Genomic DNA, 13,522 nt, shown 5'->3' on the forward strand with positions numbered 1-13,522 from the left:
CAGGAGGGACGGCGCCACTGTAAACCAACCGGGCGGCGACCGGGCACTGACGCACGGTCGCGCTCGGAGGGCGGATCAGGCGGCCGGCTTCAGGCCATAGGCCGCCAGTTGCTCGACGCTGCCGCTGTGGCGGATCAGGCGCGGGTCGTCGAGCGGCAGTTCACGGCCGATCTCGCGTTCGAGGATGGCCTTGAGCTTGCGGTTGTCGACCTTGCCGTCCGCGCCGACGGCATCCTTGAGCACTTCCGGGGCGACCGAGTACTTGGCGTCGGGCAGGTAGATGGCGCCGGTGGCGAAGTCGACGCCGAAGGCGATCAGGCCGGGGATGATATAGAACAGCAGGCCGATGGCGTCGAAGGCGACGATGGCCGGATCGATGCGACCGTCGATCTGGCCGCGTCGCTCGGGGTAGAACAGCGTACCGCAGGCCGACAACTGGCTCAGCAGGGCTGCACTGAGAACGGCACAGGAAACGCGGGTGGCAAGGCGCATGTATGACCTCCGGGTGAACATGACGGCGAACTATAGCAATCGACCAGCGTTCGGCAATCTTCTGCCGCGACGATGACGATAAGACCGTCGAAAGCGCCTGCCGGTTCGCCGGTATACTTCGTCGGTCAGTCCGGAGCCAGCATGATTTCCCTACCCATCGACGCCGTTGTTCCCGCCCTGCGCCAGGCCCTTGGCGCACAACACCAGGCCGTCCTGGAAGCCCCGCCGGGTGCCGGCAAGACCACCCGGGTGCCGCTGGCCCTGCTCGACGAGCCCTGGCTCGCCGGCCAACGCATCCTCATGCTCGAACCGCGACGCCTGGCGGCGCGGGCCGCGGCCGAGCGGCTGGCCGCCGAGCTGGGCGAAAAGGTCGGCGAGACCGTCGGCTACCGGATCCGCCTGGAGAGCAGGGTCGGCCCGAAGACCCGCATCGAAGTGGTCACCGAGGGTATCCTTGCCCGTCGCCTGCAAGACGACCCGGCGCTGGACGGTGTCGGCCTGGTGATCTTCGACGAATTCCACGAGCGCAGCCTGGATGCCGACCTGGCCCTGGCGCTGACTCTCAATGGCCGCGAACTGTTGCGCGACGAGCCGCCGCTGAAAGTGCTGGTGATGTCGGCGACCCTGGAGGGCGAGCGTCTTGCGGCGCTGCTCGGCGAAGCGCCGGTGGTGCGCAGCGAGGGCCGCATGTTCCCGGTGGATATCCGCTGGGGACGGGCGGCGCAACCCGGCGAGTTCATCGAGCCGCGGGTGCAGCAGGCGGTGCTCCAGGCGCTGGCGGAGGAAAGCGGCAGCGTGCTGGTCTTTCTTCCCGGCCAGGCCGAGATCCGCCGCGTTCACGAAGGCTTGCGCGAGGCCCTTGGCGGTCGCCCCGAGGTGCTGCTCTGCCCGCTGCATGGCGAGCTCGACCTCGCCGCCCAGCGCGCCGCCATCGAGCCGGCGTCGCGGGGCACGCGCAAGGTGGTGCTGGCGACCAACATCGCCGAGACCAGCCTGACCATCGACGGCGTACGGGTGGTGATCGACGCCGGCCTGGCGCGGGTGCCGCGCTTCGATCCGGGTAGCGGCATGACCCGCCTGGAGACCCAGCGCATCTCCCGCGCCTCCGCTACCCAGCGTGCCGGCCGCGCAGGGCGCCTGGAGCCGGGCGTATGCTACCGCTTGTGGTCGGAGAGCCAGCATGAGCAGTTGCCTGCCTACGGCACGGCGGAAATCCTCCAGGCCGATCTGGCCGGGCTGGCCCTGCAACTGGCGCGCTGGGGCGTGGCGCCGGAGGAGCTGGCCTGGCTCGACGCGCCGCCCGCGGCGGCCTACGCCCAGGCCCGCGAGCTGCTCGGGCGGCTGGGGGCGCTGAACGCCAGCGGCGCGTTGAGTGCCCATGGCCAGGCGATGGCCGAATTGCCGACCCATCCGCGCATTGCCCACCTGCTGCTGCGCGGCCAGGCCCTCGGCCTTGGCGAACTGGCTTGCGACGTAGCGGCGCTGCTCGGCGAACGTGACATACAGCGTGGCGGCGGCGCCGACCTGCACAGCCGTCTCGCCCTGCTCGCCGGCGAGGCCCGCACTGGCGCCTCGCGCGGCGCGGTACAGCGCGCCCGGCAACTGGCCCGGCAGTTCCGCGGTTACCTGCGCGGCGCCGCCAGCGAGGCGGTCGTCGATCCCGGTCATCCGCGTTGGCTGGGTTGCCTGCTGGCCTTCGCCTATCCCGACCGCATCGCTCGCCAGCGCCGCGCCGGTGGCGGCGACTACCGGCTGGCCAATGGACGCGCTGCGCAGTTCGGCGAACCGGACAGCCTGATGAAGCAGCCCTGGCTGGTGATCGCCGATCTGGGCAGCCGCCAGGGCCAGCGCGAAGAGCGGATCTACCTGGCCGCCGAACTCGATCCGAGGTTGTTCGATACGGTCCTGGCGGAGCAGGTCAGCCAGCGCGACGAGCTGCAGTGGGACGAGCGCGAAGGCGTGCTGCGCGCCGAGCGCCAGCGCCGGGTCGGCGAACTGGTGCTGTCCAGCGAGGCGCTACCCGGCCTCGACGAAGCGGCGCGCAGCCAGGCGCTGCTCGGCCTGGTCCGGCGCAAGGGACTGGAGTTGTTGCCCTGGACCCCGGAACTGCGCCAGTGGCAGGCGCGCATCGGCTTGCTGCGCCGGCTGGACCTGGAAGACAAGGGCGAGAGCGAGTGGCCGGACGTCAGCGACGCCGCGTTGCTGGAACGGTTGGAGGAATGGTTGCCGGCCTATCTCGGCAAGGTCACCCGCCTGGCTCACTTCGCCAACCTCGACCTGGCTTCGATCCTCGCCGGGCTGTTGCCCTGGCCATTACCGCAGCGTCTCGACGAGTGGGCGCCGAAAACCCTGGAAGTCCCCTCCGGCTCGCGCATCCGCCTGGACTACAGCGAAACCCCGCCGATCCTCGCGGTGCGCCTGCAGGAACTGTTCGGCCTCGGCGACACTCCGCGCATCGCCCAGGGCCGCCTGGCAGTGAAGCTGCACCTGCTGTCACCCGCGCATCGCCCGGTGCAGGTGACCCAGGACCTGGCGAACTTCTGGCGCAGCACCTATGCGGAAGTCAAGAAGGACCTGAAGGGACGCTATCCGAAGCTATTCCATAAGTTAGACCCTTGGGTTGAATCGCTTAACAACAAAAAGATTGACAGGTAGCGATTGTAAACTGACGCATAACATATAGGATTGACTGATTCATCAGGGGGGGCGAATGTCCTACACCAATCCGCGTCACGAAGGTCGTCTGATTCTCATCCCGAATTTGCAGGATGCCTTCGCTATCCTGCATGTCAGTGAAGCGCCTCGCGGCTCTATTGAGTCAGCGCTTGAGGGGGCTGAATCCAATCTGCTTTATAAATGCGATGAAGTCGGTTCAGGGAATGACCGTGCCCTGTTCAATTTCCCATTTTTGTTTAGTGCTAATGGCAACCCTTGGCACGAAGCGAACGACTACTTGCTGAGTCTCATGCGTGATAGGGCTCCTGCAAGTCGACGCACTGATGATGTTAGGCGTCGTGCCAGTAAACTGTTGGATTACCTCCTATTCTGTGAGGATAACAATCTGGATTGGCTCGACTTTTCCGGTGCCCGTCCTTCGCTTCGCCCGACTTACAAGTACTTCTATCACCTGATTAAAGAAGGCCGTCGCAGTAATCAGGTCATCAATCAATATACCGCTGCGGTCTATCACTTTTATAAGTACGTTTCCGAGCATTGGCATTACCTCGATCTAAAGCGTGTTGATACGATCAAGCAAGTGCGGCTTATCGTGCAGAGCCCAAAAGGCGCGAAAATCATCGATGCTGAAAAGCGCAGCCAAACGCGGCGTACGCCGCCTAGTAGCTCCGTTCCTTTGGGATTCGTGCGTGAAGATGGCGAGGATCTTCGACCTCTCTCCAATCTTGAGTTAGGCGCGCTTTTGGAGGCCATTAATGAAAAGAAATGGTCAACGATTGAGCGGTTGATTCTTCTCACGTCTCTGATGACTGGAGCTCGTAAGCAAAGTGTTTTGACCATACGCTTGAAGCATTTGAAAGGATTTACAGAAGACAAACTAGTGCCGGAATGTGCCTATAAATTGCATGCCGGCCCGCGCACAGGCATTGATACGAAATTTGACAAAACTCAAGTTCTGTATGTTCCAAAGCAACTTGCTGAAGAATTGGTCACGCTTGCACGTAGTCCGATGATGAGGAGACGGCGGGAAAAATTTCGTGCTCAATTAGAAGTCAGTCATCCCGGTCTGTTGATAGAAGAGGACGATATGTATTTGTTTCTCTCCGATCAAGGCAATTGTTATTACATGGCTTCAAATGATCCGCGTTACGCAATTGTTAGGTCGCCACAGACAGGGCAGGTGACGGAAACAATAAAGCGAAAATTGCAGAGTACAGCTTCTAGCCAATTTCCAAAAGATTTTACATATCACTGGCTGCGAGCGACTTTTGCCTATCAACTCTACCAGCGCCTGCAACCGTTGGTTCAAGAAGGCGTTTTGAAATTAGGGGAGGATATTGATTTTATTCAAAAACGTATGCATCACGAGTCTAGGGAAACAACTGAAAACTATCTAAAGTTATTCAATATGACTCACGAAAAAGTCATCGCCCAAGAGGTGTGGGAGAAGAAATTGTTTAACGGTAACTACGAAGTCATGAAATTGACGGTCCAAGAATGAGTAGTCGGCAGCTGTTAGAGCATCGCGAAAATACAAAAATTATTACGCTAAATGAGTTGGTTCAGGAGTTTTCCGAACCTGAGCGTTTGCGATTGCAGCTGACCGTTAAGGTTAAAAAGAAGCCGTTAGATATTGGTAGTTTTGCATATCTCATTCGTGGTAAGAATAAAAGTGTTCATGATGATCGCGGGACGCCATTGGTGATTGAGTCGTTCGTTGAAAGTCGTCGTGAGCTGATTGTGAGAGTTTTGGAGTCTTTTGTCGGTCTGCGTGATAAGTCAGTCTTGGCAAATTTCTTCCATACCGAATATTTTATTGATTGGTTGAACGCTGAGGGTTACCGAGAAATATTTTCCAGTAGCGTGGATGCTCAAAAGGCATATCGAGATTATACAGCGCATCTAAATCAAAAAATATCCGATAAAAAGCTGAAGCCCCGGACCGCGTCAAGCTACCAAACTAGAGCATCCAGCCTGATCAAATTACTTTATCCAGATAATAGTGTCCATATTCTTGCTGGTGCAGTAAGGATTGTTCCAGATAGAGGTTCTGCAACAGCAGGCGCTGCTCATGTCGAGTTGTATAGAGATGTTTGCTTTGCCATTGCCCAGCAGTGCAGTGATTTTATCTTGAATAAAAAACCTTACCCGCTCGTGGTTGGAGTTAGAGATTATGAAGTTGTTATATTTCCGTCCAACCGAGGCGCGAGCAGCCCATTTAAGGATGCTGCTCCTTCATATAACTCAGCTGAGCGGCGAATTGCTACGGCCGAAGAATACTTCGCGGCCTTCGAGAGGCTTGGCCGAAAAAAGCCGAGAAATTATAATGTCGCGCGCGAACTAAGAAGCTCCCAGGCATCTTTGGATGCGGCTAATGAAGATGGGCGCAACTGGCATCGTCTTAATCTAGCGAGTCTTGCGGCGAAAGCCTATGCTATCCTTTTTTTTATGATTACAGGTGCCACTCCGGCTGAATTTGAGCAGTTTAGTTACGAAGACGCACTCAAAGTTGAAAAGTCCCCTCTCAAGAAAGAGTTGTCGGCTGTGAAATTTCGGGCTGGCGGAAAGTCAACGCTTTACAACATTGGGCGGGGCTCGGGTTTGTCGCTGCTGAAAGAGTATTTAAAGCTGCGTGCGTGGATTTTGGATGGTGCGAGACATGAGCGACTATTCTTTGCAATGCCTACGTCTGGTCAGCTTAGAACTTGCAAAAGCTTTGGTGATCTTAACGTGACAAGCTCCTTAGAAAAATTTTATGAGTTTATTAGCGGGGTCTTTCTTGATCCGACTGTACCAAGACTTTCAACTCGTAAAATACGCAAGCACAAAAGCACTGAAATGCACTCTGCACGTTTGTCGCCGTCCACGGTAGCGGCATCCCTCAATCACACCGAAGCGGTGAATCTTTCTACCTATGCAGAGGCAACACCTGAACAGCAGCAATCCGAGTTCAGCCTGTTTTGGGATGCAATACGCCACGCTGCTCATGTTGTGCGTGAGCGAAGCCGCAAGGCTGTAGCAAGTAGTGTCGCAATAGCGGCGGGTCACTGCGAGGATTTCAATAAGCCGACGTCTGCCACTGATGTGGGATTGATTATAGAGCCGAACTGCCGCACCCAATATGGTTGTTTGTACTGCGAAAACTATTTATGTCACGGCGATGAGGAGGATCTGCATAAAATTCTGAGTTTGCAATACGTGGTCAATGCCGTGCGTAAATCGGCCCCCGATGCAGCGCATACTGAGGCACTTTTCAAAGAGTTATCTATCCGGATCGAGTTTATAGTCGATGCTCTTAGTGAGCGCTCTAGCTCGGTGAAACAGACAGTCGAAAAGGTTAAAGCTAAGGTGTTTGAATACGGCGAGTTAACTAAGTTTTGGGAAGTCCGGTTGGGTCGCTATGAAAAAATGGGGATCGTATTTTGAGTGCTGCTGTTCAGTCGATAGGTAGTCTTTTTTCTAGCGGCCAGTTTCCAGTCACCAGCCAGCCAGATAGTGCGGCTCAGCTGTATGGGAAGCCCGCGTCGGATTTTGTTATCTGTCGCACTGAGTATGGCAATGCAACGGCAGTGTACGGCGAGTCTGTATGGGACTTTAACCCGTACAGGCTGAGTGCAAAAAAAATTGGCCGAATACGCTTCGATATGGTGTTCGGTGATTATGGTCATGATCAGCAAGCGCTGATCGAAGAAGCCAAATATCTTCTGTATTGTCTTATTTATTTCGCTGGCGGTGGGCGGATTGGTAAGCTGAGTGCATCTACGATTATTTCATATTGGGTTGTGCTGCGCATCGCTATGAAGTTCTGCTATGCGCAGAAAAAGAAGTCAATGGTTGGTGTGCTGTCCTTGCAGCAGCTTTTTACCGTGCCTGTTTATCTAGCGGCTTTTGTTAGTGAAAGTAATTTTGACAAGACGGTTCTTAGTGGGATATTGCACGGATTGATTAGTGTGGGCGAGGAACGCCTAGGGTATGTTGTGCTGAATCCAAGAGTTTTTGATTTGAGAAGACCTGATTCTAAACAGCATCCGGTAATTCCGACACGCCTTTATTTGAATTTAATAAATATTTGTGGCGACCTGCTCGATCATCTTTACTTGGGTGTTGGGAATATTGATTCATTTATATCGTGCTTTGCTGATGAGTATTTCGGTCTTACTCCGCACCGTCAAAAATCTTTGGGGGTTGGTGGTAAGTCGCGCTATCGCCCCGGTATTCAGCAAGCAATAGAGGAATATGGTCTGGCTGCGGTTTTTGTCGGTGAGTTTGCCTGTTCCGAAAAGAGAAAGCTGCAGCGAGTCCTTCTCAAGATGCAGTATGTGGTGAGAATGGTGATACACCTATATACCGGCATGCGTGATCAAGAGGTGATGCGTATGTCTTATAACTGCTTATCTGATCAAGTCGTGAGATGTTCAGTGGTTGATGATCAAGGTTTTATGCGCGATCAACCGCAATCAGTACACATATTATCGACTACCACGAAGTTTAGCGGTTACAAGAAAGAAAGCGCATGGTTCGCGGCAGGCGAAGTCGTCAAGGCGGTCGAGGTTGGCCAGGCGATTTGTCGTGGTTTAGCCCGGCTCTATAGGATTGAACTGGATGATCGTTGTCCGCTATTCATCAATCCGTCCGTCCTGTGTAAAACGAAGAATTGTGCAGAAGTTGGTGTAACAGACTTTACATTGAGAGCAACGATGGGCAGTGCTTTGAAATCCTTATCGATTCAATCAGAGGATTTACAAGAGTTGGCTCAGAGCGACCCTTCTCGTGACTTTTACAATGAGCCAGATTTTGCAGTAGGCCAGCCCTGGCCGCTGACTAGCCATCAATTCCGACGTTCGTTGGCCTTCTATGGAAGCAGTAGCGGCTTTCTCTCGTTACCGACTCTGCGAGCGCAGTTCAAGCATATGACCATTCAGATGGCGCGCTATTATGCGAATGGCTTTGATAACTTGCGCACCATTTTTGGCTACTATGACGAGAAGAAAATAGACTTCGTGCTACCATATAACCACTTTGCTTTCGAGTTCCAGATGGCCATGCCGATGTCGGTGGCCAATCAGTTGATTGCAGATCTGCTGTTCAAAGAAGAACCGCTGTTTGGTGGCACCGGTTCATACATGCAGAGGCAGAAAGAACGTGTTGAAGCTGGCGAGATAAAGATTGAAGATATTCGTGCCGATACAGAGCTTCGGGTGAAGAACGGTGCAATTAGCTATCGGCCAACGCTACTCGGTGGTTGCACCAAGGTGGGCCGCTGCGATTCCTTCATGCTCGGTGACTATACTGAATGTTTGTCCTGCGAGGGTGCGATTATCAAGCCCTCCAGGTTAAGTGCGGCCATTGAGGATGCGAAAAACGAGTTGTCAAACTACGCAGAAGACTCAGGCGAATATCAAATTGTGAAGGGCGATATTGAGCGCCTAATGGTTTTCAAGACTCGCCTGATCGACACTGTGGAGCTTTAGTCATGAAGTCTGGTGAAGGAATAAGCAAGGGGGTTGGTGCCTGTCAGGAAGCTTTGCAGCGCCTTCTCGATGGGAAGCCTTTTATGCCCGAGCATGTAGGGCTAGACCTATCCAAACTTACCGCGAGCATCGTCAGTCATGAGGCTGGATTTGACCGTGGTTATCTGAAAAAGTCTCGCAAAACACATTTGCCATTACTCGCAAAGATCGAGGCTTGTCGTGCTGAGGCTGACAAGGGCTGCGGCTCATCAAGTGGTAAAAGCATTAAACGTTTAGCAGATAAAGTTTTGTTTTTAGAAAAAGAGCTGGCGATGGTCAGTTCGCAGCGTGATCGAGCGCTTACACAGAACCTCCAGCTATGGGCGCGCGTGAGAGAACTGGAACTAGCTGAGCGTCAGAACAAGTCACGCCGGGTTCGGCTACATCATTGATAGATTTACGCCTCCTCGACAGCATCACAAGCGTCGGGGAATGTTCTAGCTAGTAGTCTGGATAATGAGGTTAGGGCCGACAGCATTAATGCAATTTCAAGCCTTCTTGAGCGCCAGCGTCGATCAGGTGGGCTAAAGCTCTGACGCCTGAGGCAGTAGGCCGCATGGATCGCATGCAAGCACGCTTGCGATGCGATACAGCTTCTCGACGGTGATGTTGACCTCGCCACGTTCGATCCGCCCTACGTAGCTGCGGTCGATATTGCACGCCAGCGCCAGTGCATCCTGGGAAATCCGGCAGGCCTTCCTCTGCACTCGGATGCGTTCCCCTAACGCTTTCGCCAACTTATCCATGACCGTCTCAATTCAACTTGAGGCGGCACTATCGTGCGTTTGCGGACGCACAGGCCACGGATTATAATCCGCATTTCTTTCGCGCTAACTCTTCTGGTGCCTCAATGAAATCGGCCTCGTTTATCTTCGACAGGCGTCTGTATGAGCTGCTTCAGGAGCCAGGGCGTACAACCTTTACGACCCGTGAACTGCGCGATGCCTATGCTGCTCGCCTGAATGGCACACATTTCCGTATCGCCGATGTGCGACGCTATGTGTATGAGCAGATCCGTCGACTAGTGCGCGCGGGCTGGGTTGCACTGGACGAGGACCGTCGTGTCCGAGGACAGGTCTACCACCTGCAGCCGATTCCGGCACACCTACAACTGGAACTGATCGACAACGGTTTTGAGAGCAGCCTTATGGCTGCCGGAGTGCCCGAACCAGACACGGCGGTACGCGACGTGGAGGCTTTGCCGGCCAATACGGATTTGCAGTTGGAGGCGCTCCACAAGGAAATCCGCTTGGACTTTCTCACTTCAATGGGCGAGGCAGAGCGATTCAAGCTGCTTCTGGACGAGATGCCGCATTTGCGCGACAAGGTTGAAGGCGATTACCTGGAGGCCAGGGATCGCAGTTCTCGCCTTCTGGGCCATTTACGCGCCATAGAAAAGACCCTCAAAACGCTCGCAGCGCCACGATGAGCAGATCGCTACGCAGCTGGCAGAACAGCTGCATCACCAAGGCGTTGGAGCACCTTACCGTCACGCAGCACTTCTTCTGCCAGGCAACGCCGGGAGCCGGGAAGACGCGCATGGCCGCGGAGCTGACCAGCCGACTGCTTCAGCAGGACAGAATTGACCTGGTGCTGTGCTTTGCGCCGTCCTGCCAGGTCGTGGAGGGTTTTCGTTCGACTTTTTCGGAAGTGCTAGGCAGACGTCTCGATGGCCAGATGGGTGCCGTGGGGGCGGCCTATACCTATCAGGCCATGGAATACCGTGATGAGGGATTCTGGCAGCTTCTTGATGACTACCGGGTGCTTGTGGTCTTCGATGAAATCCACCATTGCGCCGGCCACGATCCGCTCCTCAGCAATGCCTGGGGGCAGCAGATACTGCACCGGATACAGGATCGCGCTGTCTTCACGTTGGCCCTGTCTGGCACGCCCTGGCGTTCGGACGACAAGGCCATTGCCTTGGCTCGCTATTCGTCGCCCGAAGGGCATTTGATCTGCGATTACCGCTATGGCTTGAAAGACGCCATTGCCGACGGCGTGTGCCGATCCCCTCGCATTGTGTTGCTCGATAATCAGAAGGTGAAACTCACTGAAGAACTTGGCGCGGATAGCTCCGTCAGGCTGTTTCCCAGCATCGCCAAGCTTTTGGGGGAGTCACCTGTCACCTATGAGGAACTGCTGCGCCATGACGACGTGATCAATCCAATCCTCGACCTTGGCTACAGCAAGCTCAACGAGCTACGCCAGATCAAGCCTGATGCCGCCGGCTTGGTGGTGGCTACCGACATCGAACACGCTCAGCAAATAGCCCAGGCTCTGGAAACAATGGGTGAAGAGTGCCGTATCGTGACCAACAAAACCCCGGATGCGCAGCAAGTGATCAATGCATTCCGCAGCAACACCTGCCGCTGGATTGTCGCCGTAGGAATGATCAGCGAAGGCACCGACATTCCACGCCTGCAAGTGTGCTGCTATCTCAGCCGTATCCGCACCGAACTGCATTACCGGCAAGTGCTGGGACGGGTACTGCGACGCACAGGTGAATCGGATGACCAGGCTTGGCTATTCATGCTGGCAGAACCGAAGCTTCAGGGCTTTGCGGAGCGAATTGCAGATGACTTGCCGGATGACCTGGCCGTTTTGAGAGATGTGCAGATGCCTGGATTTAATCCAGACTCAAGGCCTGAACCGATGGGTGCTTCGGGCCATGTCAAGGGTATCGGCGATGCTGGGTTAGGTGGCGCAGAACCTGGTATTGGGTCGCAGGCTACGAACATCATTTCGCTGGGTGGCTTTGCAAATGAGCCCGCTTACCAGGTCAGCTTTTCCCAGCATTACCGGCAGCAGCTACTGGCTTGTTTCTGATGCTCAGCCAGTCGAGGCTGCTCGAATGATGCCGGTGTGCATGAATCCATAACCGGCCGGTGCCGCGTGGAACGTAATCGTGAGGTGCGTATGGAGGTTAGGTCGCAGGCATTGGTCGATGTCGTTGAGGATGTGATCTGCGACGTGTGCCGCTCTGGAACTCGTATCCCTGGCTATGGCCTTCAATACGGCAAGCTTGAAGCCCAATGGGGATATGGATCACAGCATGACGGAAAGCACTATCGGGTGCATCTCTGCGAGCCCTGCTTTTTCAGGGTGCTGAGTGGATTGCGTCGGGAGTGTATGGTCAATGGCATGTTCGATGATGAGCAGCCATTTTCCTCTGAGGATTTTGGCTTGGTCAGCAAGGGTAACTACTGGGAAAAGAGCTGATGACAGGACTGCGGCTGAGCGATCTTCTTGAACCCGTCATGCAGCTTGCTTACGAAGCAGGCCTACTTATTGAGTCAGAGCTTAATAGACCAGACGGCCCAAGGGGCAGTGGCTTTAAGGCAGACGTCGATGTTGAAATCGAGGTACTTCTGCGACAGCGACTGAAGCACATCCTTAATTGCGATTTTGTCGGAGAAGAAACGGGCTGCGAGCTATCAGGCCACCCATTTAGTTGGGTTGTTGACCCCAATGATGGAACAGGCGACTTCCTCAATCGTCGGCCGGGCTCTGCCATTTCTATCGGATTGCTGCATAACGCAACGCCAGTGCTGGGCGTGGTTTACGCCCCCGTCACGCCTAGTGGTCCTGACTGCATAGCATGGGCTGAGGGTGCACCGGCTTTACTGCGTAATGGTCGTCCCGTGAATAATGACCTGCAATCTGCGATCTTGGGTAAGCGTCCAGCCAAGTCACCTTCCGAACTCCAGCATTAAGGGCGATGGTGTCCGCGTATTTTTAAGCGGACGCGTTCGTCCTTAACGTTAGGATTTCCATGCGCCAACGAAGCTCTTACCCCGAACCGTTCAAGGTCCAGGTCGTTCAGGAATGCCTACAACCGGGTGCGACCGTCTCCAGCGTTGCCATCCGCCATGGCATCAACGCCAACGTCATTCGAAAATGGCTACCGCTTTACCGAGATCAGCTACCCGCGGCGTTGCCGGCGTTCGTTCCATTGAGGGCTACGCCCAAACGGCCGACTGCAGCATCGGTGATTATTGAGCTATCGCTTGGCGAGCAGTCAGTCACAGTGAAATGGCCAGTGTCCGATCCTGACGGCTGCGCCCGCTTTGTCCGGGGGCTTGCCCCGTGATCCGCATCGATAGCATCTGGCTTGCCACTGAGCCGATGGACATGCGCGCCGGCACCGAGACCGCATTGGCCCGTGTAGTGGAGGTATTCGGTGCGGCGAAGCCGCACTGTGCTTATCTGTTCGCCAACCGCCGCGCCAACCGCATGAAAGTGTTGGTGCATGACGGTGTAGGGATCTGGCTGGCCGCGCGGCGATTGAACCAGGGCAAGTTTCACTGGCCAGGCATCCACCGCGGCTCGGAAGTTGAACTCGACACCGAGCAGCTTCAGGCTTTGGTGCTCGGTTTACCTTGGCAGCGGGTTGGTGCAGCCGGTGCGATCACAGTGCTGTAGCGCCGGCCATTAGCCCATCGCTTTATCTGCGCTGATCGCCTGCTCTGGCACAATCAGCGGCATGACTTCCTCGCCCAATCTCGACCAACTGACACCTGGTGGTTTCGTCGGGGATGCGCTCCAGGTTCAGCCCGGCAAACTGGCGCAGGATCGTGGTTTCGTACAGCGCTTCCTCCATCGCTGGATCGCTGTAGCCGAACCAGTTCTGCAGCAGATGCACACGCAGCATCGCCATCAACGGGTAGGCCGGACGGCCACCTTCACCCTTCGGATAATGTGGCTCGATCAAAGCAATCAAGCCCTTCCACGGCACCACCCGATCCATCTCGATCAGGAACAACTCCTTGCGGGTTTGCTTGCGCTTGCCAGCGTACTCGGCGTCGGCGAAGGTCATCTGCTTCATCGGGAAACTCGGTGGGTGG

Annotated in this window: 13 protein-coding genes and 1 pseudogene; 11 read left to right on the top strand and 3 right to left on the bottom strand. The window is 55.6% G+C overall.

The window, feature by feature from the left end:
- Positions 1 to 75: 75 nt before the first annotated feature.
- Entirely contained in the window at positions 76 to 492 is a 417-nt protein-coding gene (locus ACTJJX_RS28970) for a hypothetical protein (protein WP_003093116.1), read from the bottom strand.
- A gap of 141 nt (positions 493 to 633) precedes the next feature.
- On the opposite strand from ACTJJX_RS28970, the gene hrpB reads away from it, so the two are divergent.
- Genes hrpB through ACTJJX_RS28995 form a run of 5 tightly spaced genes read left to right on the top strand, consistent with a single transcriptional unit; the run spans position 634 to position 9,070 of the window.
- Positions 634 to 3,147, top strand: a complete 2,514-nt coding sequence (gene hrpB / locus ACTJJX_RS28975; protein ID WP_023082766.1) for an ATP-dependent helicase HrpB — start codon at positions 634 to 636, stop codon at positions 3,145 to 3,147.
- A gap of 55 nt (positions 3,148 to 3,202) precedes the next feature.
- Entirely contained in the window at positions 3,203 to 4,669 is a 1,467-nt protein-coding gene (locus ACTJJX_RS28980) for a site-specific integrase (RefSeq protein ID WP_003132541.1), read from the top strand.
- Positions 4,666 to 6,594, top strand: a complete 1,929-nt coding sequence (locus tag ACTJJX_RS28985; RefSeq protein ID WP_003132543.1) for a hypothetical protein — start codon at positions 4,666 to 4,668, stop codon at positions 6,592 to 6,594. Before ACTJJX_RS28980 ends, ACTJJX_RS28985 begins: the two co-directional genes overlap by 4 nt.
- Entirely contained in the window at positions 6,591 to 8,639 is a 2,049-nt protein-coding gene (locus tag ACTJJX_RS28990) for a hypothetical protein (protein ID WP_003132545.1), read from the top strand. The genes ACTJJX_RS28985 and ACTJJX_RS28990 overlap by 4 nt, the downstream gene beginning before the upstream one ends.
- 2 nt (positions 8,640 to 8,641) lie before the next feature.
- On the top strand, positions 8,642 to 9,070 hold the full coding sequence (locus ACTJJX_RS28995) for a hypothetical protein (RefSeq protein WP_010562495.1): 429 nt from the start codon (positions 8,642 to 8,644) through the stop codon (positions 9,068 to 9,070).
- A 132-nt stretch (positions 9,071 to 9,202) separates the two neighbouring features.
- Here the strand turns inward: ACTJJX_RS28995 and ACTJJX_RS29000 are convergent, their stop codons facing one another.
- On the bottom strand, positions 9,203 to 9,424 hold the full coding sequence (locus tag ACTJJX_RS29000) for a helix-turn-helix domain-containing protein (protein WP_010562496.1): 222 nt from the start codon (positions 9,422 to 9,424) through the stop codon (positions 9,203 to 9,205).
- 104 nt (positions 9,425 to 9,528) lie between these two features.
- Here ACTJJX_RS29000 and ACTJJX_RS29005 point away from each other — a divergent pair, with 104 nt between their 5' ends.
- From ACTJJX_RS29005 to tnpB, 6 genes are all read left to right on the top strand, one after another.
- A complete protein-coding gene (locus ACTJJX_RS29005) occupies positions 9,529 to 10,107 on the top strand; it encodes a hypothetical protein (RefSeq protein ID WP_003127304.1) in 579 nt (192 codons plus the stop codon).
- The gene (locus ACTJJX_RS29010; RefSeq protein ID WP_003127305.1) at positions 10,104 to 11,504 is read left to right on the top strand and encodes a DEAD/DEAH box helicase; all 1,401 of its coding nucleotides are present in this window, start codon (positions 10,104 to 10,106) and stop codon (positions 11,502 to 11,504) included. Before ACTJJX_RS29005 ends, ACTJJX_RS29010 begins: the two co-directional genes overlap by 4 nt.
- 90 nt (positions 11,505 to 11,594) lie before the next feature.
- Positions 11,595 to 11,897 carry a hypothetical protein gene (locus ACTJJX_RS29015; protein WP_003298444.1) on the top strand — a complete coding sequence of 101 codons (303 nt, stop codon included), beginning with the start codon at positions 11,595 to 11,597 and terminating at the stop codon, positions 11,895 to 11,897.
- On the top strand, positions 11,897 to 12,391 hold the full coding sequence (locus ACTJJX_RS29020) for an inositol monophosphatase family protein (RefSeq protein WP_017340928.1): 495 nt from the start codon (positions 11,897 to 11,899) through the stop codon (positions 12,389 to 12,391). Before ACTJJX_RS29015 ends, ACTJJX_RS29020 begins: the two co-directional genes overlap by 1 nt.
- Before the next feature lie 59 nt (positions 12,392 to 12,450).
- Complete coding sequence (tnpA, locus tag ACTJJX_RS29025) at positions 12,451 to 12,768, top strand: IS66-like element accessory protein TnpA (RefSeq protein ID WP_010562498.1); 318 nt, start codon at positions 12,451 to 12,453, stop codon at positions 12,766 to 12,768.
- Positions 12,765 to 13,100 carry an IS66 family insertion sequence element accessory protein TnpB gene (tnpB, locus tag ACTJJX_RS29030; protein ID WP_010562499.1) on the top strand — a complete coding sequence of 112 codons (336 nt, stop codon included), beginning with the start codon at positions 12,765 to 12,767 and terminating at the stop codon, positions 13,098 to 13,100. Before tnpA ends, tnpB begins: the two co-directional genes overlap by 4 nt.
- Before the next feature lie 97 nt (positions 13,101 to 13,197).
- Here tnpB and ACTJJX_RS29035 read toward each other — a convergent pair.
- Positions 13,198 to 13,503 (bottom strand): annotated as a pseudogene (locus ACTJJX_RS29035) (IS5/IS1182 family transposase); the annotation flags it as partial.
- Positions 13,504 to 13,522: the final 19 nt, after the last annotated feature.

Source organism: Pseudomonas sp. 22490 (genome assembly GCF_052044465.1).
GTDB lineage: Bacteria > Pseudomonadota > Gammaproteobacteria > Pseudomonadales > Pseudomonadaceae > Pseudomonas > Pseudomonas aeruginosa.